The sequence below is a fragment of the Citrobacter sp. wls757 genome (genome assembly GCF_005280935.1).
Taxonomy (GTDB): domain Bacteria; phylum Pseudomonadota; class Gammaproteobacteria; order Enterobacterales; family Enterobacteriaceae; genus Citrobacter; species Citrobacter portucalensis.
On record NZ_SZWU01000049.1, the window covers coordinates 51331 to 76994 of the forward strand.

Consider the following 25664-nt stretch of genomic DNA (forward strand, 5'->3'; position numbering starts at 1 on the left):
TATTAGCCACTTTGGTGGGCGAATTGCGCCAGTTGATGTTCACACAAGAAACGAAACGTATTGCCAGGAAATACCATTGGCAAACGCAGACGACAAACCGAGGACGGATTGTTTATCTCGTCGTTCAGTAACTGCATCACCACACGATAAGTCCGTTGAGCAGGCTGGTATAACTCGCTTTGCCGGTACATTTCAGCCAGATAATAGTGTGCAGGCCAGTAGCCAGGTTCCTGATAAACCACCTGTTTGAACCAGGCGATGGCCTGCTGGGTCTGGTGTTGCCACATCATCGCCAGGCCGAGCAGCATTTTGGCCTCTGCCGACCACTCATCCTGCGCGAGGATCTGCTGTGCGTTTCCGGCTGTTTGAGAAAATTCACGCTGCTCGAGGGCAATAACGCCCTGGATCAAAAGCGCATCCTGATTACGGGGATCGTCACGTAACACACAGGCGATACACTTTTCAGCTTCAGAAAAACATTTTTCATCCAGGCTGGCGCGTGCTTTCTTCAGCCAGTCATTACTCTGCTGCGCCGTGGGCACCAGAGGAACCTGTTCAACCACCGCTCTCGACTGCGGAATGCGCACCGCAACTCTGGGGACAGGCACAACCCTTGCCGCTTCACGATGGTGGCAAAAATAGAAAATCCCCTCTTCCTGCTCCAGCTTCAGAATGTCGAAATTGTTAGCCAGCGTTTCCGCATTGCCAAAAAATAAGGCTCCCTGCGGTTGCAACATCTTCAGCAAATTACCGTGCAGCTCGCGACGCGTTGGCGTATCAAAATAGATGGACACATTGCGCAGCAAAATGATGTCCACTTCCGGAAGTAACTGTTCTTTTATAATGTTGGTGCGATGGAAGGTGACCTTCTCACGGATCTCATCATGCAGCCGGTAGAGGTTTCCCGAGCGGGTAAAGTAGCGTTGCTGAATACTCGGGTCGACGCCACGAAACGAGTAGCTTGAATAGCAGGCGTTGCGGGCTTTTGCCAGGATTGCCGGGTCAATATCACAGCCGTAAATTTCAATGCGCTGGGCCATCCCGCCGAGGTATTTCTCATGCAGCTTGATCGCCAACGAGTAGGCTTCCTCTCCGGAAGAGCATCCGGCACTCAGAATTCGCACCGGGCCGCTGCGCTGTTGCAACAGACGCGGGATCCATTTATCGCAGATTAAATCCAGCGTATCGCTTTCACGGAAAAAATAGGTTTCGTTAATCGTAATCAGCGTGATGAAACTATCAAACTCATTCTGCGAGCTACGCAATTGTTCATAGTATTCATAGTAATCATTGATTTTTCGCTCGGCCATTCGCCGACCCAGCGCCGTTTTCAGCAATGCTTCCATGGCGTTATCGAAGTGCAAACCGACCCGCTCTTTGATCAGGCGAGCATAGTCAGGAAGATTAGGGATCATGGCAATTTACTCTCAACATGCCCGTGGCAAGCCATCGAAAGCAGTACTGCAGCAAGACCATCCAGGGGGATCGTGCGGTGTATCAGTTGCTTGTCGATCGCGTTCTTATTCATACCGAATACCACCGAACTTTCTTCGTCCTGCGCCAGCGTTGTTCCGCCACGGCGGACAATAAGCTCAATGCCGCGGCAGCCATCGCTGCCCATGCCGGTCATAATCAGTCCGACGGCTTTTTCGCGAAACACCTCAGCCACTGACTCCAGCAACAGGTTGCAACTGGGATGGTAAACATCGCTTTCCTGTCTTGGGATCGCCGCTAAACGCTGGTTGCTTTTGACGATCAGGTGCTGCTCCGGCGGCAATATATACACATACCCCGCTTCCACCCGATCGTCCTCCTGCGCCAGTCGCACCTTCAGATCGGTCACGCTATCCAGCCAATGCACCATATTTTTCGCGAAGCCATCGGCAATATGTTGGGCAATAAGTACCGGGCACGGGAACGTACCGGGCAGCTTCTGTAACAGTTTACTGAGCGCCTGCGGCCCACCCGTCGAGCAGGCAATCGCCAGCACAAAAGGCCAGTCCTGTGGCGTTTTTACAACGTCTGTCATCGGTCGTGCAGTGGGGATTACCGGTTCGCCTGGGTAGCGTAATCCCTTGATATGTCGAATGACTTTTACACCGACCAATAATTCTACTTTACGATGCAAGGCATCCGTTGAGAGTGGTGAATCACTGCTATGGTGCAACACCGCCAACGCACCACGGGAAATGTAGTCATCATCCCATTGATTCTCTGGATAAAATCTCATGACAAGGATCGGGATTGCGCTGGTTGCCATGATCGTTTCCACGATCTCGACGTTATCGGCGCTCGAAATATCCAGCGTCAGAATCAGCAGATCCGGCATCAGCTGTTGCAACAGTCGGATCGCCTGTCTGCGATGGGCTGCTTGCCCCACCACCTTAATGTGCGGGTGATCCTCCAGTTGCCTGACCAGCTCATTACGCGATGCGCTGCCCAGGTCGAGGATCAGCACCCGAATGTTGCTGCTATTCATGCATCTGTTTCCGTCAGTGTGAATGAGGACGAAGCCTCTTTCAGCGCTTTCGACAGTTGTGTCATATCCTGACTGACAACCAGAATGTCTTTGATAGATTGCGAGGTATAGTTACTGGCAACAACGATCTCACGTAGCGCCATGACCACCTGATTACTCGCCGTTTTCTGTTGCTGTGTTGATAGCGATATTTGTAGCGCCGCCGTCGAGGTTTGCTCAGCCGTAACAACGATATCGTTCAGATGTTCAGCACTGACTTTACAGGCTATTGCGCCCGCTTTAATGCTCTCGCCGCCTTTTTCCGCGTTCAGCACCAGACGATTAATCGCGTTTTGGATCTCGTTGATCTTATTTTCAATTTCAACCGTCGATTCCGTCACCGAATCCGCCAGACGGCGGATTTCAGCCGCCACCACCGAGAAACGCTTACCGGCTTCCCCGGCGCTGGCAGCTTCGAGCGCTGCGTTAAAGGCGATAAGTTTCGTCTGATCCGCGACGCTGTTAATGATCACCATCACGCGACTGATTTCCGTCGACTTATTACCAAGCATCATGATTTCACGCATATTTTGCTGATTGTCGGTATCAATATCCGTCATACGCATCAGCAATTGCGACATCGACTCGGAGCCTTTATTGCAGTCCTCGAGCGTCTGGTTGGCAATATCCACAACCGCCCGTGAGTGTTCGGCTATCTGTGTCGATGAGGCAGACAGCTCTTCCATGGTGGAGGTAATTTCAGCCACTGAAGATGAGGTTTCCACGCTGGTTGATGCCTGCCCATCGACCGCTTCGGTAATATGCAAAGATGCCTGATGTACCGAATTTGCATGAGAAACCATACCGCCTACCAACGAGTGCAGACGCTGACGCATCATCTCCACCGCACTCAGCAGTTCGCCGATCTCATCGTGGTGATCGACCTGAACATCCACCGTTAAGTCGCCTTCGGCAATGGTTTGTGCAATCCCCAGGACACGATTTAAGCGCCGGGAAATCAGGAAACGGCTGGCCACAGCAATCAGCAGTAAAATGATGGGCAGCAGCAGCGCGGTAAACAGCAGCAGACCGTTACGCACCAGATTGCTGCTCTTGGCGACATCATCAACATAGTTGGTGGTGGCGATTATCCAGTTTATCCCTTCAACGTATTCATAAACGGCAACTTTGGTCTTCGGCAATGCGCCATAACCGCTCACCCAGTTGTAGTAAGTGATGCCATTCTTGTGTTCGAGCATGTCGGCAAACAGCTTAAAACCATTGGCATCGGTAATATTAATTGCCTGCTGGTTGCTCAACGAGGGGTGGACCAACATACGACCAGGTTCAAATCCGGCATCCAGCACATAGGCGTAGCCATCTTTACCAATATGCACATTCAACAAACGCTGAATGATCGGTTGCAAACTCTGTTTGACGTCGAAACCCACCGCGACGGCCCCCACGACCTGACCATATTTGTCGGCAATCGGTTCGTAGTGACTAATAAACTGTTTACCGAACAGTGTGACCACACCGGAAAAGGGTTTATTTTTCAAAAGCAGCGGCAACGCAGGATTATCATGCCCTAGCGCTGTTGCTGTTGCCGTATTGCCTGAACTCGCCAGTAACGTACTGCTGACACGTACAAATTGCTCGCCTTGCAGAATAAACGTACTGGCAAATACGCTGGTTAATTCGGTGAAGTGCGCGTTGGTGTTCGGGTTGCTCAGCACCGCTTTTAATTCAGTAGAGTCCATATAACGCAGCGGTTTATTGGCAACGTTTTGATAATTATTAATATAAACATTGCTGTAATGTTCCGCATCACGAGTCACACGCTGAAACTCGTTAGAAATACTGTTGTGGAATATCCGCGTGTTGGTTTTAATCATCTCCAGCGCATTGACCTGCAATTCTCTGGAAAGATACGACGATAATATAAAAGAGGCGCCAATCAGCAACGTTGCGATACAAACAACCAAAATCATACCGAGCTTCATCGCCACACCGGGATGGATGTTGTGCAGCCAGGACAATAGTCGAGCGCGCGGTCCCTCACTGGTGGTATTCGCCGTTCGATTTTTTACTTTAATAATGTCACTCATGATTTTTATTCTCTACCTGAGAAGAAATTACTCTTTTTTTGGTCATCAGGAGCTAGCGCCCTGTGATTCGAGCGTGAACAGCGGCGTAGGTTTGCCAATGTGATATCCCTGTAACCAGCCCACATTCATTTTTTCCAGACAGGCCTGAATAGTGGCGTTCTCGACAAATTCAGCGACCACCTGCATTTTTTTCATTTCAGCAACGCGGCAGAATGACTCAACGATGTAGTAACTAATTTCACTTTCGGTAATCCGTCGAATAAAAGAGCCATCTATTTTCAGGATATCTGCTTCGATGTTCATCAAGCGCGCATGACTCGCAAACCCGGTGCCAAAGTCATCAATTGCCACCCGACATCCCAGCTGACGTATTAAACGTAGCGTTTCCACGGTTTGTTCTTTGTCTGATAACGTATCTGCTTCCGTTATTTCAAAAATAATCCGCTGTGGCTCCACCGCGTAGTCGTGCAGGAGTTGGGTGATCTTCATGACAATATTTGAACGACACACCGTCACCGGTGCCAGGTTAATAGAAAAACAATGCTGTGGGTGGTTACGCATAAATTTGAGGGTATTTTCGATAACCCAGAGATCGATATCCGGTGCCAGCCCCGCATCATGAGCAACCGGCAGAAAACTGTTCGGTGGAATAAATTCTCCCCGTTCGTTAAGCATACGGATCAATATTTCATGATACGGCGCTTCACCGTGGGTACTGACAATCGGCTGTGCCATCAGGACAAACGCATTGTTATCCAGCGCATTTTGCAGCGCAGTGCGAATTTCCGTTTTATCAACAATGTGGTTGCCAAGGATCCGGCTATGCTGCGCCTCAAGGTTTTCCGGCCTGCCGTTGGTGAGTGATAAACCCGCCACCATGCCCAGTTTCCCCACCAACTGATAAATGTCATCGCTCAGATCGTTAATCAGGCAATAGCCCAAACCACTGCGAAAACCCAACCGATGGTTGTTGTAAAAGAGACGAAAACTGTTGGCGGCCTGATACAGATCGCATAGCCGCTCCCAGGTGCCATTTTCCAGCCGGATGAGCAGATCATAACCCGCGTGGTAATAGACTTTCTCGCTTTTCACCAGATGTCTGCGCAAATGCTCAGCAAGGATCTTCTGGTAGCGGGCGCGGAAATGAAAACCATAACGACGCGAAAAAAGCTCCAGCTCGGGGATCTGTATCAGACATACAGTCGCGCGTTCAGTGGTAAATAGCTCCGTCTTCAGCGCCCGTAAATTTGCCATGCCTGTCATCGGGTCAGTCAGCCCCAACAGCAGCGCCTGGTTAAAGCGCTGACGGGTAAATTTTGCCAGTACCCCCATGATCACAATGGTGAGTGAAAAGACAAAGATCAACGTCGAAACTAGCGCCTGATGCAGCATGAAGTTAACATCGCTGGCGATATAGCTGTCGTTATGTTTGCCTAAGATGATTAATACGATCGTCCACACCAGCATTGTGAACAAGTGGCCAATCTTGATTGCTCCCCACAACATCAACGGAAATAACAGGATCAGGCTATAGATAGAGAAAAAAACATCCAAATTATCCGGTGATGTTAAGAAGAACATCAGAAAAAACAGCAAGATGCACCAGGATATAACGCCGTAGACACCGATATTGCCTTTACACTGTTCGGCAATGGCCCGCAGAAAGGTCAGCAGGAAAGACGGTCGACGAATGATGCGGTAAATCTTGTAAAATAAAGGGATCCCCGTCAGGCAACCGTTGATGATCCCCTGAATACGTACCAGCATGCCCAGACTCAACGCCGGAATGTTATCCACATCGGGGCGTTGTCCGTGGGCGACAAACATTGCAAAGAGTTTGCTGAACACCAGATACAGCAGGACGTTGTAGCCACAAAGCCAGAGCAGACGATTAAAGCTAATTTTGATGCGACCAAAGCTAACGCAGCTGCGTCTGCCGGTGAATTTGCGGTACGCGGCATAACTTAAGGTCGACGCGATGATCAGGCACAACGCATCTACCCGTTCATTTTGCGGACCGACCACAAACATGACCGTCAGGAACAGAAGAAACCCCGGCAACACCCGAAAACCAAACAAGACCAATGCGGCAGAAAATACGGCTAGCTTGAGATCGTAAACTGTTAAAATAGTATTATTGAGAATGCTATAACCGTTAAGATATTGTGCCAGCGGGTAAAAAAGGCCAGGTAAGACAAGTGGCAGGCACCATTCCCGAATGTTTTTTATCGTGTTTGAGTTTATTATTGCGTCCAAATCAATTTATCCGCTATGCACTATACCAATAGGACTTTAATCCAGACTCGAATGTCACAAACAAATCCTTTTGGGTCAGCCGATGAACCATAGCAAAATTGTCAACATTGACCGCGCACTGAGAAAATAAAATAAGGTTCTATAATGAAGAGAGCATGTTATTCATATCAAATCAGGAAATAAATACCCATTTATAGACAAAAATGGACATCCGGTGGGGATGAAATCACTAAAATGCCTGTCCAAAAAACTGCTAATTCATTGATGTTTAGTAAAAAACAAAAAAGCCTTTGTCAGTTTCCCAACACCTCCAACCAGTACGTATAAAAAATCTTCTCAAGCACCATGAATGTCAACATTAATATCCTGAAAGGGGCATTCAGAAAATGTATTTTTATGTACACTTTTGCCTATTGACGAAAAGAGCAGCGTTATCTATATTCGCATACCGTTATTTTTGTCATTACTCACCATGGTTCAATGTTAGTTATTTGTTACGTCATTACGTTTCACGTCTTTCATCTACTTATTTGCAACAATAATATTCCATCAAGTAATAACAGAAATTAATTTTAGCACCGAACAATCTTTTCAGGAATTAACATAATCCGTGGCAAAGTCTCTGTTTTCCCTTAAAGCAATAAAAGGGTGGCAACATTCAATCACTGGCAAAATAACGCAATTCTTGCTGGCGGGTATCGTTATTGCGTTTAGTGCTGGCGCGTTTACCAACTGGAGCCTGATAGATAACTTTTCTTATCAGCAGTGGGTACAGCGGGCTGAAGCGAATGCACAGATTATGACCTACATCATCCGCAACGTGTATACCACCGTTTCGGTCGAAACCAGCGATGCAGGGCAGATATCCCGCATTGTCTCCGACAGACAGATTGGTGACACCGACTCTATTATGCAAACCGGTTATAACCCGGTTGACGTTCTGGCACTGGCATCAGTACAGACCCATAGCCCCACCTGGTTGTTTCTGTATACGCCGGAGAAAGGGTTTGTTGGCATCAACAACAAGTCAGAAGAGGGTGATGGGATCATCTCTTTCCCCGGTCGTCTGCCGCGCGATGTGCTGGGTAACTACTATGTTGGCTTCGCCCAAATTAATGGCGAAGAGTGCTTTATCAGCGCCGTTCCTATTTTGACGCCTTCAGGTGAGATCCTCGGTAGCCTGATTAGCAGCATTGGAAAAAAAAGCGATCTCTACGCCACCTACGATGCGATGCTGAAAAAAAGCAGTATCATTTTTGTCCTGATTTTGCTGGTAACGCTGGCACTGGTCACGATGTTTATGCGCCGTTTATTCCGTCCGGTTCCGCTGCTGATTAACTCCCTTACCCGCATCGCCCATGAAGAGACGGACTGTATAACGCCCTATCTTGATCAGGACGATGAGATTGGACATCTGGCCGGGGCGATTGAAAAATTGCGCGTCGCCATGAAAGAACGCGGCTATCTGCAACGAATGCATGAAATGTCGCAAAAGATGGAGCATATGGCCCATCATGATTCACTGACCGGATTGCCCAACCGCGTTTCGTTTGGCCAGGCGTTAGATAAACGCGTCAGTGAAATCCATCAGGACGAAAAACCATTTAACCTGCTGTTGATTGACCTCGACAACTTCAAACCAGTAAACGACACCTTTGGTCATAAAGCGGGCGATGAGCTGTTAATCAGCGTTGCCCAGCGCCTGCAGCTCTTGCTGGGACCTAACGATATCGCAGCGCGTCTGGGCGGTGATGAATTCGCCATTCTGCAACATGTCAGCGATAACTCCATCAAAGAAGCGAATCGGCTGGCGAAGCGGATTATTCGTGCGCTGAGCACCCCGTTTACCTGGAGTACGCATACTTTTTCCATCAGCTGCAGTATCGGTATCACCACCGCGCCGTATCAGGGCAATAATACCTCGACGTTGATGATCAATGCCGACCTTGCCATGTACGCCTCAAAACATCATGGCCGGGGTTGCTTCCATTTCTTCGAAGACGGCATGGTGATGAAGCATACCCACAGCCTGTTTATTAATCAGGAAATCATCGATGGTATTGATAACAAGGAATTCGAGCTTCATTACCAGCCAATCATCAATCTGGAAGATGAAAGCGTATATGGCTACGAATCGCTGATACGCTGGAATCATCCCACCAAGGGTCTGATTTACCCTGATTATTTTATCAACATCGCCGAGAACTCCGGTCTGATTGTCCGTTTGGGCGAATGGATTATTCGTCAGTCCTGTGAAGCCGCTGCCAAATGGCCGGAGCGTATCAGGGTAGCCGTCAATATATCGGCCTACCAACTGCACAGCCCAGGACTGGTTGACGTTATCAAAGATGCGTTACGCATCAGTCAACTTTCAGCCGAGCGCCTTGAAATAGAAATTACCGAATCCGAAAAGCTGGATAAGTCGATTGCCTTGCCCGTGCTGCAAGAGATCCGCTCACTGGGCATTGAAATCGCGATGGATGATTTAGGCACCGGCTACGCGGCGCTGGATTATCTGCTGATCTATCCTTTCACTCGCATCAAGATTGCGCGCACGCTGGTCGATAAGCTCCAGCAAGATAATGCCAGTCAGTATTTGATTGTGATGCTGATTCAGTTTGCCCATAAGTACAATATGTCGGTCACCGCTGAAGGGGTAGAAACCGCGCAGCAGCGTGACATTCTGCGCGACATTGAGTGCCAGAATGTTCAGGGCTATTTCTTTAGCTATCCGCTGCGCGAGCGTGAAGTGCTTTCCGCATTTGCCAAAGAGGTCATTGAAGAAGGACTGTGCAATGTCTGACTTCTTTCGCCCGGTAAAGCGCATGCTGACGATTTTTGCCCTGTTAATTGTTTCAGCAACGCCATGCTTAGCAGGCTCAGCCCTGCCGTTGCACACGCTGGAGCAAATCGCCAGCAAGAAAAGCATTACCCTTGGTTATCAGGATGATGCGTTTCCTTTCTCCTGGCAGAATGGCAACGTACCTGCCGGCTATTCCATTGATATTTGCAACAGTATCGTCAGCGCGCTCAAGACAAAACTTCAGCTTAAAAACCTGAAGGTCGAGTGGGTAAAAGCTAACTCGGCCTCGCAGTTTGTCCTGATTAAAAATCACATGGCAGACATCATGTGTATCCCGGCCTTTTATTCGAAAAGTCGCCACAGCATTAGCGAGTTCTCGCTGCCGTTTTATTTTTCAAGTACCCGCTTCGTCATGCGTAAAAATGAAAGCAACGACAATCTGGCAGAGCTTTCCGGACATAGCGTACTGGTAAAAAGCGGCACGATTTACGTTGAGCAACTGCAAAAAGTGAATGCCGCCAATGACCTGGATATTAATATTCAACTCGATACCAACAACATTACCGCCTTTAATGAACTGAAGAATGGTGAGTATTCTGCACTGATCTCCAGTACGGTTTTACTCAAAGGGATGATCGCGCAAACGCCTAATCCTGAAGACTATAAACTTTCCGACATTGCGCTCAGCGCCCCGCTACCGGCCGGCTTGTTACTCCCGTTACACGATAAAGAATTTAAAGAATTTGTTGATGACACTCTCTCCTCGCTGATGGCCAGCAACGAATTTACTGTGCTGTACAATAAATGGTTTCAGTCACCGATCCCGCCGAAAGCCATTAATTTAAACATTCCCATGTCAGATAACCTGAAAGCATTAACGTCTGCTAAAAAGAAGATCAGTTTTGATTATGAAAAATATAATTAATCGTGAGATGACAAGGGTGAACCGCATAGTGCAATGGCTGTTTTTACTGGCAGGCATCGGTATCACCCCCGCGCTGATGGCGCAGCAGAACGCCGCGACGCTCGATCATATTCAGAACAGCAGCGTGCTCAACGTGGGTTATCGCCAGCTGCCACCGTTTTCTTTTACTGACCACAATGGCAAAGTCACGGGTTATACCATCGCGGTATGTAACATGATTGCCGATAAGTTGCGCCAGTATTTGAAGCTCAACAGCTTAACCATTCATTATATTCCCGTGAATTTTGCAGAACGCTTCTCCGCATTAAACACACGGAAAATAGATATGGACTGTGGTGTAAATACTAACGCACCGGAGCGGACCTCCAGCGTTTCATTTTCGCTCAACTACTACACCGCGAAAATGCGCATCATCTCTTTGCGTAAAAATAATATAAATTCAATTGCCGATCTAAAAGGACGCACGGTAAGTCTGACCGGTAGCTCTAAAGATTTGCTGGAATTTAATAAAGCCAACAGAGAGCAACACCTTAATATTTCAACGATTACCACCACCACTATAAACGGCGCATTTGAGAAAATGGCGCATAATGAATCCGCCGCTTTCTTTGTCGATGACATTCTGGCCTGGCCGCTGATTAATCATAGCGAGCAACCTGAACTGTTCAGCGTCTCTTCTGAGAGCATCGGTAATGATATGCACTATGCCATTATGATGAGGAAAAACGATCCGCAGTTTGTGACGTTTGTTGACAGTACGCTGAAAGATTTTTTTGCCTCGCCGGCCAACGTGCAATTACGTAAAAAGTGGTTGTCTCCCTGGTCCTGCGAAAAGCTGAAAAACCCGTCACCGGGCAGTTGTCAGCATAGCCATTGAACATTATCCGCCGCTGCTTACGCCACCGCCTGCTACGCCTATGGAAAATCCCCGGGGCGCTGCTGCTATTGCTGTCAGTCCATTCGCTACGCGCGGCCTGGGATTTTGCCAATATTCAACAAAAGTCCGATGCGCTATATGGCCCGGCAACACCAGAAGCACAGCAACGGATCCGCGCCTGGCAACAGCTTCTGCTCCAGTTGCGTAATGCTGACGAGCAAACGCAATTACGCGCTGTAAACCAATTCTTTAACGAGAAGATCCGCTATACCGAAGATATTGATGTCTGGCATAACGTCGATTACTGGGCGACCCCTATCGAGTCGCTGCGCAAAGGTGAGGCGGATTGTGAAGACTACGCAATCGCCAAATATTTCACCCTCCGCCAGTTGGGCGTGTCAGAAGACAAACTTCGCATCACCTACGTTAAAGCCCTGCGTTTAAATCGCGCGCATATGGTGCTCACCTGGTACGCCACCCCTGGGGCGATTCCTCTGGTGCTCGACAGCCTGACCAGCACCATTTCGCCTGCTACGCAGCGCATGGACTTATTACCCGTCTACTCCTTTAACAACACTGGCCTTTGGCTTCCCGGCAATCAAAACAATAAACGCGTTGGGGACAGCAAGAGGCTTTCTCGCTGGCAGCAAGTTTTCACCAAAATGCGGGAAGAAGGCTTCCCGATGGATAAATAGGAATCGCCCGTGTCTCTTTTTAAACAGTTACTTCTGGCAATCTCTCTCTTTATGATGGTTGTGTTCAGCGGCAATTTTATTGTGACGCTGGAGAGTTCTCGCAATCAGTCCAATAACCAACTCCTTTCACATGCCCAGGATGCCGCAACGGCGCTAGGCGTTTCGCTGACGCCCAACGTCAACGACCCGGCAATGATCGAGCTGATGGTCAGTTCCATTTTCGATAGCGGTTACTACAAAAAAATCCGCATCGTCGATCTGGCAAACGGCAAAATAATGCTTGAGCGTAGCGCGGTAGCGACAATTCCCAACGTTCCCGGTTGGTTCGTCGATCTGGTGGATGTCACCCCGCAAACCGGTGAAGCAACGATTATGCGCGGCTGGCAGCAGGCAGCTCGCGTGGAAGTGACCAGCGATCCTATCTTTGCCGTGCAGCGTCTGTGGGACAATACCTTAGGCAATCTGTTGTGGATGCTGTCCTGTAGTCTTGCCTGCTTAATCGCCGGTATTCTGCTGCTGCGCAAACTGCTGCGCCCACTCAATTACATGGCAAAACAATCCGAAGCTATTACCCGTCGCGAGTTTCTGACACTCCACGAGTTACCCAAAACGCCGGAATTACGCCGCGTTGTAGGCGCCATGAATTTAATGGCAGCTAAGCTTAAATCGTTATTTGAAGAACAAGCTATCTACAGCGAACGCCTGCACAATGAAGCTTATCTCGACAGCCAGACCGGGGTAGCCAACCGCCGGGCATTCGATATGCAGCTCCAGGCGCGACTGAGTGATGCCGATACGGCACCAGGATATCTGATGCTGGTTCGCGTTCAGGATTTAGGTGGCCTGAATCAGCGCTTTGGCGGACCGCATACTGATAAGCTGTTACTCAACATCGCCAACCTGCTGAACGCGCACAGAGAAAAGTATGCCCCTCTCGACAGCACGCTCGCCCGCATTCGCGGCGGTGAATTCGCCCTACTCTGCCCTGGCGTGACGCACGGAGAAATGCTGGAGCTGTGTAATTCATTGTCTCAGAAACTCACGGCCTTTTACGCTACTGGAATGTCAGACCAACAGCCGGTTGCCTATACCAGCATGGTGCCATTCAGCGCCGGAGAAAATGCCCAGTCATTGCTGATCCAGGCCGATCGCCTGCTGGTTGAAGCGGAAACACACACCAACCATCAGGTCGTTCCTACCACCGAAATACCTGCAGCTACAGAAGATCAGCATTTGTGGTTTGTTCGTCTGGAGCATGCGCTGACAAATCAACAGTTTCAGTTGGTTTATCAGCCGGTGGTCGATTGCCGCCAGCCGGACAAAATCCTGCATTACAAGGTACTGTCGCGCATTATTGATGAGCAGGGTAACGCCATTACCGCGGGGCGGTTCTTGCCCTGGATCCACCGCTTTGGCTGGAGTCATCGACTCGATAAAGTCATGTTGAAGCTCACATTGAACCAGTTGAAAACCGCGCCGGGAAAACTAGCGTTGAGTATTTCTGGCAGTTCTGTCGCCAGCGCTACCGCCATTGCAGACCTGCTCAATCCGTTACGGTACTCACCGAAATTAGCCAGCAAGCTGATTCTGGAACTGGATGAAAATCAGTTACCAGGCCCCCATCAGATGGCGGCATTTGTTAAAGCCGTAGGTCAGCATCGCTGCGCGCTGGGACTGCAACACTTCGGTAGCCGTTTCGATATGATCGGTCATCTGTCGCAATGGGGTCTTGCCTATCTGAAAATCGACAGCAGCTATATCCGCAAAATTGATGAGGAAAATGATAAGCGTTTGTTTATTGAAGTATTGTGCAGTGCCACGCGCAGTATTGATTTGCCGCTCATTGCCGAGCGAGTTGAAACGGAAGGTGAGCTTATGGTGCTGCAAGAATTAGGGATTGATGGAGCAATGGGGCAATTATTAGGTGAGCCCGCACCATTGTGATAAAACTGGCGTCTTGATACGCCTTTGTATAGCCGGATGGCGCTACGCTTATCCGGCCTACAAACTGCCTGCATCAGCTAAAATATACGATCATCGTTGCCAAGCAGTTGTTCTAACCCGCCAAGTTCCTGGCGCGCGTTCGCGCGATTCATTAATTTAACCTGCGCCATCGCTGGAAGATCGGTAATAGCAATCACGCCTTTACGGATCAACAGGTAAATCAAATCGTCGAGCACGCGAACCATCTCCAGGTCGCTTTTTTGCAGCATCGCTAAAGCCTGCTGGTTGTCATTTTCAGGACTTTTTGCCACGCCTTCTGTCTGCACGTTTGCAGCAGATGAATCAGAGTTCATATCAGTGCCTTTTCATTTTGCATGATGCTGCTGCCCTGTTTACACAGGGCAGCAGGCAATCGTTAGTGAGTGTGGTTTTGATCGGGTTTAGCAATCAGGTGATCCAACGAGTAGGTCGGAGAATGCAGATCGCCGCTTGCCGGAGTAGACAGCGCGGTATCTATTCCATGCGCCACTTTTGCCGGACTGGCGATCAGGTGATGATCGCCGCCACTTTGAATGTACTTCGCAATATCCACACCTTCATGCAGTTCACGCGCCAGATCGCTGAGATCGACTTTTTCAAGCACCCCCTTCGCCTTATCATCGGCGCTGAGTACCGCTGTCGCCTGACCGTGTCCGGTCGCTGCTGGTGCATAAGACAGAGATAATGCGTTGTCGTCGAACAGGTTATGCAGCGCATGCTGCATCGCAGCATGATTCCCTTTATCCACCGTATGCCCTTTCACTGGTGCAGGATCGTCCATCGTCACGTTCAACGTTTGGCTATAAGGCGTAATATTACCGTGGTTATCATGCGCCTCGACCAATACGTTCACGCGGTTATGACCGGCACGGAATGCGGAGGTATCGGCCTCAATGTCATAGGTCAACCCATTAATGCCCTGATGAAGAATGGCATCGTACTGATGACCATTTACCAGCGCTTTAATATGATCGCCATCATTCACATCACCGCTCACGCTGCCGGTAATATGCGTGACGGCATCGTGTGATTCGGCACGCGAGATGTGGTTATCACCGGCGATCTTATCTACCACGATACTGGCGTCAGCGTGTGTATCAAGGACGATGGTTTTGTGATCGCTCACATCGATTGTATTACCCGCGTCGTCGTGTAACGTCGTTTTCACATCAATATCATTGATACCTTCCTTCAGATATGCGCTCTGGACAGCAACCTGATAAACCGTTGATGATCCAGGTGCCAGCGTAGCCTTCATAAGGTGACCGTTGATATTCACTTCAACAACATCGGTAGAATGGGTATCCCCAGAGACCGTAAAGCGAATCACTGTGTCTGACTGCGATTCTTTCAGGTTAACGACGTTATCTGCTGCGATGCCGTCATTGATAGTAATCGCACCATCGGCATGAGTATCCAGCACCACGTTTTTCTGATCGTGCACGTCTAACGTATTCCCTGCGTCATCGTGTAACGTCGTTTTCACCTCAATCTTATTATCGCCCTCATTCAGATACGTTCCCGGAACCGCAACCTGATAAACCGTCGTGGAACCAGGCACCAACGAAGCCTTCATGTTGTTGCCGTTGACGCTAACATCAACGACATCGGTCGGGTGCGTGTCGCCGGAAACCGTAAATTTAATCACCGTGTCTGACTTCGATTCATTCAGGTTAACGACGTTGTCGCCTGCGATGTGGTCATTAATGGTAATTGCACCGTTGGCCTGCTCATCAACGGAATAGGTATGTGTCGATTTTGCGGTGAACGGGTTCCCCGGTGCGTCATGGCCGGTAAGCTCAACGTCAATAACCTTGTGCGCATCACTACGTAGAACCGCCGAATCCACGTCAATCTGATAGCCCAGACCGCCGCCGCTCAGGGTGATGACGCTCCCTTGATACTTATGCCCGCCGATGGTCAAGGTAACCGGATCATAAAGCTGCGCGTCACCGCCGACATGGCCGGTGATGGTCACCTTCTGCCCCGACAGCTCCTGGTGGTTGAGGACGTTATCCGCCGTGACGCTGTCAATGTCGACGGTACCTGAAGCCACGCGGTCGATGAGGATCGTCTTATCGGTATCAATCTGCTGGCGGTTACCGGCATCGTCATGGGCGACGACATGGGCAGTAATATGCTGGTCATGAACCAAATCAACCGTACTGACTTCAACGCGGAACACTTTCTTACCACCGCTGTCGGAGACTATCGCTGGCAGGTCTTTGCCATTGACGGTGACGGTAACCTGATCGCCGACCTCAACGTCGCCGGTCACAGAACCGGTGATGATGGTGGTCGGCTGCCCGGCTTCAACGTTATTCAGCACGTCATCATTGGACACTGGGTCCAGGACAATTGTCGCATCCACGCGCTCGTCAATTATCACGATTTTGTCATACGTCGCAGTCTGGATATTGCCTGCCGTATCATGACCCGTCACGCTGACATGAATAGTCGGATCGGCCTGAAGATCCGTGGTACTCACGAATGCTTTATACCCCAACTGCCCGTTCATATGCGGCAGCTCAATGACAGTGGCCTCAACCTGGTTGCCATTAACGGTGATATAGACCTTGTCGTTTTTGTGTACGTCACCATCCACGGTACCGCTGACTTCGACCGTACCGGCTTTTATCTCATCAGCATTGATCACATCATCGCCGCCCACGGTATTAACCGTTACCGCAGCCGTCGCGGTGGTATCAACAGAAAACGCTTTGGTGATACTGGTGTCCTGGACGTTGCCGTGATTATCGTGGCCAGTCACCGTAGCCTCGATGGAATGGTCAGCCACCAAGTCTGACGTATTTACATCAACTGTGTAGTGATTACTTGCATTAATAACGGCATTGTAATCATGACCATTGACCGTCAAGGTCACGTTTTCACCGGGTTTAACATCGCCGGAAACGGAACCACTCACCGTGGTCTTTGCTTGTCCAACTTCTTGCGAGTTCAGTACGTTATCAGTGGTGATGTCATCTACCGTAACGCCCGCATCGGCTTTGAGATCGACTTCAACGTGCTTCGACGTCGAGTCAGTACCAGTGTTTCCGGCAGCATCGGTAGCGCTTACCGACGCGGTAATGTCCGGGTTATTACGCAGATCGTTGATGCTGACATCCTGCGACCAGACCCATCCCGTGGTGCCTGCATGTACCACAGCGGTTAAAGTATTACCATTCACCTGCAGCGAGACTACGCTACCGTCATGGATACCTTCGCCGCTGACCGTACCGCTGATCGTTGTTGTGCCGCTTTTCGCTTCCGAACCATTGATAACGTCATCACCGGCGACATTGTCCATGGTGATGTGGACTGGGTTATCGATATCGACCTGAATGGTTTTCAGCACGCTCGAGGTGTCGCTACCCGCGGAGTTACTGACGGTAATTGATACCTCAAATGTCGGGTGCGCCTTAAGTACGTCGGTAGGAACATCAACCTGATAGCCTAATTCACCCGGCAGGCCAGGAATCGCGATCATTTTGCCAGGGTATTGATTGCCGTTAATGGTGACAATAACCGTATCATTGACGCTTACATCCCCAGTTATCAGACCACGAATCGGCGTAGTGGATTTACCCTCTTCAACTTGGTTGATTACATCATCGCCCGTCACCGGATCGACGGTGAGGTGGACATGCGGTTTCTGTGGCAGCGAGGTTCCCGTGCCGGTTGTAGATGTAGTGATTGGCGTCAAATTGGTATTAAAACTGCTACCGCCAGCAACAGGAATTTGTGCTACCCAAGGTAGGTCATAATATTGATGTGCCACCGCCATAGCGACATTGCCATGATTGTCGTGGCCAATGACAGTTACAGTAATATTGCCGTCATCATCCCAATAATCAGTGCTAATGTTCAGTGTGTATCCCAGCTTCCCATCCGGTAAGGTGATAACAGTGGTGTCCAATCTGTTTCCATGACCTACGTCAATATGGATAAGATCGCCGAATTGCGCATCATGATCAACATGTCCCACAACCGTCACATAATCAGGTCTGGCTCCAGCAGCAAGGTCTTGCGGAACCCAGTTTTTAGCTGAGTCAATAGTGATGCCAATCTGAGCAACGGTATCAATCTCCACCGGCCTATCATCATGCCCGTACGCAACGTTGCCAGCCGCATCCTTTGCCGTCACCTCGGCATGGATATTCGGATCCATCAGCAGATCGAGCGTTGAAACCTGAGTGCTAAACACGTGCTGACCGTTGCTGCCATCCTGCACCGGGGCATAGTAGGTCTGATGGTTGATGGTCAGTTCAACCAGATCCCCCACTCGTACATCGCCACCCACGGTACCGGTCACGGTGGTCAGCGGGTTATGCGCATCTTTGTAGCTGATAACATCATCATTATGATCCGTCACCAGCGGGTCAATATGGACGATAGCCTCGGCGCGATCGTCTATTTTCACCGTGCTTGTCGCATCCGCCGTCGCGGTATTTCCTGCGGCATCATGGGTGGTAATCGTCGCCGTAATATTTGGATCGTTTTTCAGCCACTGGGTATCAACCTCGATGCTATAGCCCAGCGCCCCCAGCTTCGGCAGTTCAACAACCGTCGCATCGACTGCATGGCCGCCAATCACCAGATGAACGATATTTCCCTTGTGCGCGTCGCCGCCCACCGTGCCGCTGATGATCGTTTTCGGTGCCTGCAGTTCAGTACCGTTCAGAACGTTATCACCCGTCACGCGATCGATGGTGATCGCAGCAAAAGCCCGGTCGTCCAGATTAACGTCATGGTGCGCCACCACGTGCGCATGGTTCTTCGCCGCATCGGTAACGTCCATGGTGACTTCAATATGCGGGTTGGCGACCAGATCGGCGGTATTGACGATAATACGGTAGCCCAGATGACCACCGATATCGTCCACCGACCCCTTATAAGTGACGCCGTTGATCGTCATGACCAGCGGGTCACCTTTGTGAACTTCACCGGTCACGGTGCCGGTCACGACGGTGGTGGTCTGATGCTGCTCGTCATAATTCAGCGTGTTGTCTGGCGTAACGGAATCAATCGTAATTGTCGCGTCGATGAGGGTATCGATCACCACCGTTGTCTGAGCATTGGCCGTTGCCGGGTTACCCGCAACATCGGTGGTGCTAACAGTCGCCGTTAAATGCGGGTCGGACAGCAGATCGGCAGTACTGACTTTGATGCTATACCCGAGATGCCCACCCTGATCGATGACTTTCCCGGTCAGAGTGTGACCATTGACGGTCAGATACACGATGTCGTTCACATGCACATCACCGCCGACTTTGCCAGTCACATAGGTGAACGGCTGGCGGGATTCATCGCCGTTAATCATATTGTCACCGGTGACAGGATCGATAGTCAGGGTCGCCTCCGCCAGGAGGTCAACCTGCAAATTTATACCCATCAGACCATCCTGGGTGTTGCCAGCAACATCCTTACCCACCACATGCGCAGTAATATGTGGGTTGGCGACGAGATCGCTACTCTGAACATCCAATTTATAGCCCAGCGCGCCGTTATGCTCAGGCAGGTGCTGAACGGTGGTTTCGTAGGTTTTACCGTTGACGATAACCTCAACTTTAAAGCCGACATCCACATCGCCGGAAACAGTGCCCATCACCTCGGTATTCGGCTTAACGGACTCGGCGCCGTTAATCATATCGTCGCCCGCCACGGTATCGATGGTGATCGCCGCCACCGCATGGTTATCAATATGAACTTTATGGTCAGTGTGTTTGATGACCTCATTACCTACGGCATCATGCGAGACGACCGTGGCTCTGAATGTCACATCTTTATCCTGGTCACCCTGATTATCGCTGAACGCCGACGAGTCGACCGGGATTTGATAGCCCAGTTTACCGTTAATCAGCGTGATGACTTCACCTGTAAACGTGTGGCCATTAATCTCAAGGCTGACAGCATCGTGAACTTTCGCATCACCGCCGACGGTGCCGGTGATGATTTGCTGAGCCATATTCAGTTCACTATGGTTCAGTACGTTATCAGCGGTGACCTTATCAATCGTAATGCTCGCCTCAGCGTGCAGATCAATATGCACCATATGGTCATGCGTTACCGTTGATGGGTTGCCGTGTTCGTCAACGGTTGAGATGGAGACATGGACCTTCTGGTCACTGCCATCTTTCAAGTTATCGGTGCTGACTTCAATGCTGTAGCCCAGCGAGTGGTCAGGCAGTTCGAATACCTTGCCCTGATAGGGTTTGCCATTGAAGGTCAAGGTGACGATATCATCTTTCTGCGCATCGCCGCCGACCGACCCTGTGATGGTTGTCTTATGCAGGTCGGACTCGGCTTTACTGATAATGTCATCACCGGCGACGGTATCAATGCCGATAGAGGCACTGGCGTTAAGATCCAACCCAACGCTGCGTTCCACGGTTGCCGTGGTTTCGTTGCCATGATCGTCCGTGGTATGAATGCTCGCGTGAATCACCGGATCGTTGACCAGGTTCTGGGTATCAACCGGGATATGGTAGCCCAAGCCACCGTTCGCCAGCTTCACCACCTCACCAGAGTACGGATGACCATCAATCACCAGCTCAACGGTATCGTGCTCTTTCGCATCGCCGCTCACCGAGCCACTGATGGTGGTCTTACCGTTATTGTCCGTCGATTCCTTGATGTTGATGACGTTATCAGCCGTCACGCCATCAATGGTGATATGCGACTGCGTGTACATATCGCTACTGATGGTTTTCGTCTCTGAATGCGTGACGCTGTTCCCCGCCACATCGGTGGAGGTGACAGACACGGTTATTTGCGGATGGGTCATCAGCATATGAGTATTGACCGGGAAGCTAAAGCCCAGCCCGCCGCCCGCCAGCGTGATAACGGCACCTTGCATCACCGTAACACCATCCAGCTTGAGGATCACCGTATCACCCACTTTCGCATCCGCGCCAGTCACGGTGCCAGTGATTGGCGTCATGCCGCCGTTGGCGGAAAACTCCTTGATATTGATAACGTTGTCGCCAGCGACAGTACCAATATGCACTTGGTTTTCGGCGTAGTTATCGATATGCACGTTGTGGCTGCTGGTCGCCGTCACTTCGTTGTCTACCGCATCATGCGAGGTAACCGTCGCCTTGATGTTGACATACTTATCCTGGTGGCCCTGGTTGTCACTGAATGCCGACGAGTCGACCGGGATTTGGTAGCCCAGTTGACCGTTATTCAGCGTAATGACTTCACCCTTAAACGTGTGGCCATTGATCTCAAGGCTGACAACGTCGTGAAGCTTCGCATCACCATCGACGGTGCCGGTGATGAGTTGCTGAGCCATATTCAGTTCGCTATGGTTCAGGGTGTTATCGGCGGTCACCTTATCAATCGTAATGCTCGCTTCCGCGTGCAGATCGATATGCACCATATGGTCGTGCGTTACCGTTGACGGGTTACCGTGTTCATCGACGGTTGAAATGGAGACATGGACCTTCTGGTCGCTGCCATCTTTCAGATTATCGGTGCTGACTTCAATGCTGTAACCCAGCGAATGGTCAGGCAGTTCAAAGACCTTGCCGCTATAGGTTTTGCCATTGAAGGTTAAGGTGACAACATCGTCTTTCTGCGCATCGCCGCCAACCGGCCCCGTGATGATCGTCTTATGCAGGTTGGACTCGGCTTTACTGATAATGTCATCACTTGCGACGGTATCGATGCCGATAGAGGCGCTGGCGTCCAGATCCAGCCCAACGTGGTGTTTCGTCACCGCCGTCATTTCGTTGCCATGCTCGTCCGTGGTATGGATGCTGGCATGAATCACCGGGTTGTTGACCAGGTTCTGGGTATCCACCGGGATATGGTAGACCAGATTGCCGTTCGCCAGCTTCTCCACTTCCCCCGAATAGTGTTGACCATTAATCACCAGCTGAACGGTGTCATGCTCTTTTGCATCTCCGCTCACCGTGCCACTGATGGTGGTCTTGCCGTGATTGTCCGTCGATTCCTTGATGTTGATAAAGTTATCAGCCGTCACGTCATCAATGGTGATATACGACTGTGTATACAGATCGGCGCTGATGGTTTTGGTTTCAGAATGCGTGACGCTGTTCCCTGCCGGATCCGTAGAGGTAACAGAAACCGTAAATTCCGGATGAGTTACCAGCTTATGGCTATTTACCGGGATGCTATAGCCCAGTCCACCGCCCGCCAGCGCGATAACCACACTGTGAATCACCTCGCCGCCCTTCAGTGCCAGGGTAACCGCATCCCCCATCTTCGCATCCACGCCGGTTACGGTACCGGCGATCTGCGTAAAGCCGCCGTTCGCGGAAAACTCCTTAATATTAATAAGGTCATCACCCGCGACGGTATCGATATGTACCGTGTTTTCCGCGAAGTTGTCGATATGCACATCATGGCTGCTGGTGGCAATCGCCAGATTGCCCGCCGCATCGTGGGAGGTGACGCTGACATGGACCGTCACCTCTTTCAGCACATGACCGACGTTGTCAGAGAACGCCGCAGAATCCACCTCGATGCGATAACCGAGGGTATTTTTCCCGGTATCAATCACCTGGCCGTGATACTGGTGGCCGTTAATCTCCACCAGAACCGGGTCGCCCGCTTTCGCGTCTTCCCCGCGCACGTTTCCGGCAATCGTCTGCTTCGCCGCCGACAGCTCAGTAAAGTTCAGGGTGTTGTCGGCAGTGACATCATGAATATTGACGGTGTTATGCGCTTTAGTGTCCAGCACCACGGTACGGTGCGCCAGCGCGGTCACTTCATTACCCACCGCATCGTGGCTGACCAGCGTCACCACCACCGCATTTTTACCTTCCTTCAGCGTGCCAACCGGCACTGCCACTTCGTAGCGCAGTTCGCCGTTATCATCGACCACCGTTCCGGTAAAATTCTGCCCCTGTACACTGACGGTAACGGCATCCCCCGCTTTGGCATCGCCGCCTGCCATGCCGCTTATCAGCGTGGTCATGCGGTTTTCAATGGCGTTGACCACATTGTCGTTCGCGACGGTGTCGATATGTACCGTGTTTTCCGCGAAGTTATCGATATGCACGTTGTGGTCGCTGGTGGCGATCGCCAGGTTGCCCGCCGCATCGTGGGAGGTGACGCTGACATGGACCGTCACCTCTTTCAGCACATGACCGACGTTGTCAGAGAACGCCGCAGAATCCACCTCGATGCGATAACCGAGGGTATTTTTCCCGGTATCAATCACCTGGCCGTGATACTGGTGGCCGTTAATCTCCACCAGAACCGGGTCGCCCGCTTTCGCGTCTTCCCCGCGCACGTTTCCGGCAATCGTCTGCTTCGCCGCCGACAGCTCAGTAAAGTTCAGGGTGTTGTCGGCAGTGACATCATGAATATTGACGGTGTTATGCGCTTTAGTGTCCAGCACCACGGTACGGTGCGCCAGCGCAGTCACTTCGTTGCCCGCGGCATCATGGCTGACCAGCGTCACCTGCACATCATTTTTACCTTCGCGCAGCGTGCCGACCGGCACCGCGATTTCATAGCGCAGCTCGCCGTTAACATCGACGACTTTGCCGGTAAAGTCCTGACCCTGCACGCGGACGGTCACGGCATCATTGACCGCCGCATCGCCGCCTGCCACGCCGCTAATCAGCGTCGTCATGCGGTTTTCAATGGCGTTAACCACATTGTCGTTCGCGACGGTGTCGATATGCACCGTGTTTTCCGCGAAGTTATCGATATGCACGCTGTGGGTATCGGTGGCGATCGCCAGGTTGCCCGCCGCATCGTGAGAGGTGACCGTTACCTTCACGTCCATATAACCATCGACTTTTGCAACGTTGTTGGCAAAATCGGCAGCGTTCACCGCAATACGATAGCCCAGCGTGCTATTGCCGAGATCGATGATCTGACCGTTGTACTGGTGGCCATTGATCTCTACCAGCACCGGGTCGCCCGCTTTCGCGTCTTCCCCGCTGACGGTTCCGGAAATCACCTGGTTACGCATATACAGCTCAGCACGATTCAGGGTGTTATCTGTCGTGACATCATCAATCGTGAGGGCGTTATGTGCCTGGGTGTCCAGCACCACGGTGCGGTGCGTCACAGCAGTGGCTTCATTACCTACTGCGTCATGGCTTACCAGCGTCACCTGCACATCGTTAGCCCCCTCTTTGAGAGTTGCGGAAGGCACAACGATTTCATAGCGTAGCTGGCCATGATCGTCGAAAACCGTGCCGTGAAACGCTTTGCCCTGAATGGTCAACGTGACCGGATCACCCGCTTTCGCATCACCGCTGGCAATGCCAGAAATAATGGTCGGCATACGAAACTCATTAGCGTTGACGACATCATCATTCGCCACCGTTCCAATGGTCACGGCATTTTGCGCATACAGGTCGTTATCGACATGATGATCCGTGGAAACAATGGTGGTATTTCCTGCGTCGTCAGTAGAGGTTAACGTGGCGTGGATGTTCGGGTCATGCAGTAACCCCTGGGTCAGTACCGGGATGGTATAAGTCAGAGTCCCATTTCCGGGGTCGGTAACAACACCGGTATATTCTTTACCATCAACCAATAAAGTAACGATATCGCCGGGTTTAGTATCGCCGCCGACCGACCCGTGGATCAGGGTTTGCGGTTGACGCGACTCTTCGTAGTTAATGAGGTTATCCGGCGTGACGTTATCAACGGTAATGTCGATGTGTGGTCCGGTAATATCAATCAGCGCATGATCAAAACTTTCTGCCGTTCGTCCCGTCACATCGGTGGCTATTGCCACCACTGTTACATTTCCCGGGACCAGTCCCCCCAGATCGGTATCAATATTCCAGTGCCCGTTGCTCACCGGAACAGTAACGGTGAATGTGTTTTTTTGGCTATCGGTGAAGGTGAGTGTGATGTGATTTTGATTACTGGTGCCGCTTAAATGGGTCTGATGGAATTCGCTTTTGTTAATGAAACCGTCGTTGCCGGCAAACTCGGTAATTTGTACCTCAGGCGGGAAAACACTCGCGGAACCTGCGGTAACTCCCCCTATCGGCAGATTGATATCCCAGTTCGGGCTTCCCAGACCTTTGGTGTTAAAACCTGCTGTCGGATCAACCACCTGCCCGGTCAATTCAAGCTGAACCAGAGTGTGCCCCCCGCCGCCACCTTCTAATGTTACCGGTGCTTCATTACCCGCCGCGGTGGCTTCCAGCACCTGCGTCGGGTCAGCGCCATCGGCAATGGCCTTTTGTGCGGCGGCAATATCCTGAGCACTACTTTCCGGATGATGGCTGACCTGTAGCCCGTGCTCACCCCAATGGCTATTACGGCCTATATCCAGCGTTTTTCCGTCTGGTAAAGAGATACTTACCGCGCCGCTGGCACCGGTCACAATTTCTTCACCGCTATATACCCTGTCGCCTTCATGAACCAGTCGTTGTGCACCATTGGCATCAACTACGTAAACCTGTCCAATAATTGCTTTGATCACACCGAGTAATTTGCTCACCGTAACCTCACTTAATTACCATCATTATTTTTATAAACTCGTTAATATATTAACGAACAAATATCACATTCAATTAATGTAAACATTAATATCTCAATGTAGAAAAAAAC

At 50.7% G+C, this 25664-nt stretch carries 11 protein-coding genes; 5 read left to right on the forward strand and 6 right to left on the reverse strand.

Annotated features, from left to right (window positions below; translation table 11 throughout):
• Positions 1-2: 2 nt before the first annotated feature.
• The 4 genes from FDW94_RS12645 to FDW94_RS12660 are packed head-to-tail and all read right to left on the reverse strand — an operon-like array spanning position 3 to position 6822.
• On the reverse strand, positions 3-1415 hold the full coding sequence (locus tag FDW94_RS12645; protein ID WP_103014832.1) for a protein-glutamate O-methyltransferase CheR: 1413 nt from the start codon (positions 1413-1415) through the stop codon (positions 3-5).
• Entirely contained in the window at positions 1412-2479 is a 1068-nt protein-coding gene (locus FDW94_RS12650; RefSeq protein WP_137377679.1) for a chemotaxis protein CheB, read from the reverse strand. The genes FDW94_RS12645 and FDW94_RS12650 overlap by 4 nt, the downstream gene beginning before the upstream one ends.
• Positions 2476-4566: a Cache 3/Cache 2 fusion domain-containing protein gene (locus FDW94_RS12655; protein WP_008785652.1), complete on the reverse strand. Its 2091-nt coding sequence runs from the start codon at positions 4564-4566 to the stop codon at positions 2476-2478. Before FDW94_RS12655 ends, FDW94_RS12650 begins: the two co-directional genes overlap by 4 nt.
• Before the next feature lie 45 nt (positions 4567-4611).
• Positions 4612-6822, reverse strand: a complete 2211-nt coding sequence (locus FDW94_RS12660; protein ID WP_008785653.1) for an EAL domain-containing protein — start codon at positions 6820-6822, stop codon at positions 4612-4614.
• 610 nt (positions 6823-7432) lie between these two features.
• Here FDW94_RS12660 and FDW94_RS12665 point away from each other — a divergent pair.
• From FDW94_RS12665 to lapD, 5 genes are read left to right on the forward strand one after another with little or no spacing between them, the layout of a single operon-like run.
• Positions 7433-9625, forward strand: coding sequence for an EAL domain-containing protein (locus FDW94_RS12665; RefSeq protein ID WP_137377680.1), 2193 nt, complete (start codon positions 7433-7435; stop codon positions 9623-9625).
• Entirely contained in the window at positions 9618-10550 is a 933-nt protein-coding gene (locus tag FDW94_RS12670; RefSeq protein ID WP_137377681.1) for an amino acid ABC transporter substrate-binding protein, read from the forward strand. Before FDW94_RS12665 ends, FDW94_RS12670 begins: the two co-directional genes overlap by 8 nt.
• Positions 10534-11427 (forward strand): transporter substrate-binding domain-containing protein, encoded by an 894-nt coding sequence (locus tag FDW94_RS12675; RefSeq protein ID WP_137377682.1) that lies wholly within the window; start codon positions 10534-10536, stop codon positions 11425-11427. Before FDW94_RS12670 ends, FDW94_RS12675 begins: the two co-directional genes overlap by 17 nt.
• Complete coding sequence (gene lapG / locus FDW94_RS12680) at positions 11424-12122, forward strand: cysteine protease LapG (RefSeq protein ID WP_050592543.1); 699 nt, start codon at positions 11424-11426, stop codon at positions 12120-12122. Before FDW94_RS12675 ends, lapG begins: the two co-directional genes overlap by 4 nt.
• A 9-nt stretch (positions 12123-12131) precedes the next feature.
• Positions 12132-14066: a cyclic di-GMP receptor LapD gene (lapD, locus tag FDW94_RS12685; RefSeq protein ID WP_008785657.1), complete on the forward strand. Its 1935-nt coding sequence runs from the start codon at positions 12132-12134 to the stop codon at positions 14064-14066.
• Between the two features lie 77 nt (positions 14067-14143).
• Here lapD and FDW94_RS12690 read toward each other — a convergent pair whose 3' ends face one another.
• On the reverse strand, positions 14144-14419 hold the full coding sequence (locus FDW94_RS12690) for a hypothetical protein (protein WP_048236656.1): 276 nt from the start codon (positions 14417-14419) through the stop codon (positions 14144-14146).
• 62 nt (positions 14420-14481) lie between these two features.
• On the reverse strand, positions 14482-25554 hold the full coding sequence (locus FDW94_RS12695) for a retention module-containing protein (protein ID WP_137377683.1): 11073 nt from the start codon (positions 25552-25554) through the stop codon (positions 14482-14484).
• Positions 25555-25664 lie beyond the last annotated feature (110 nt).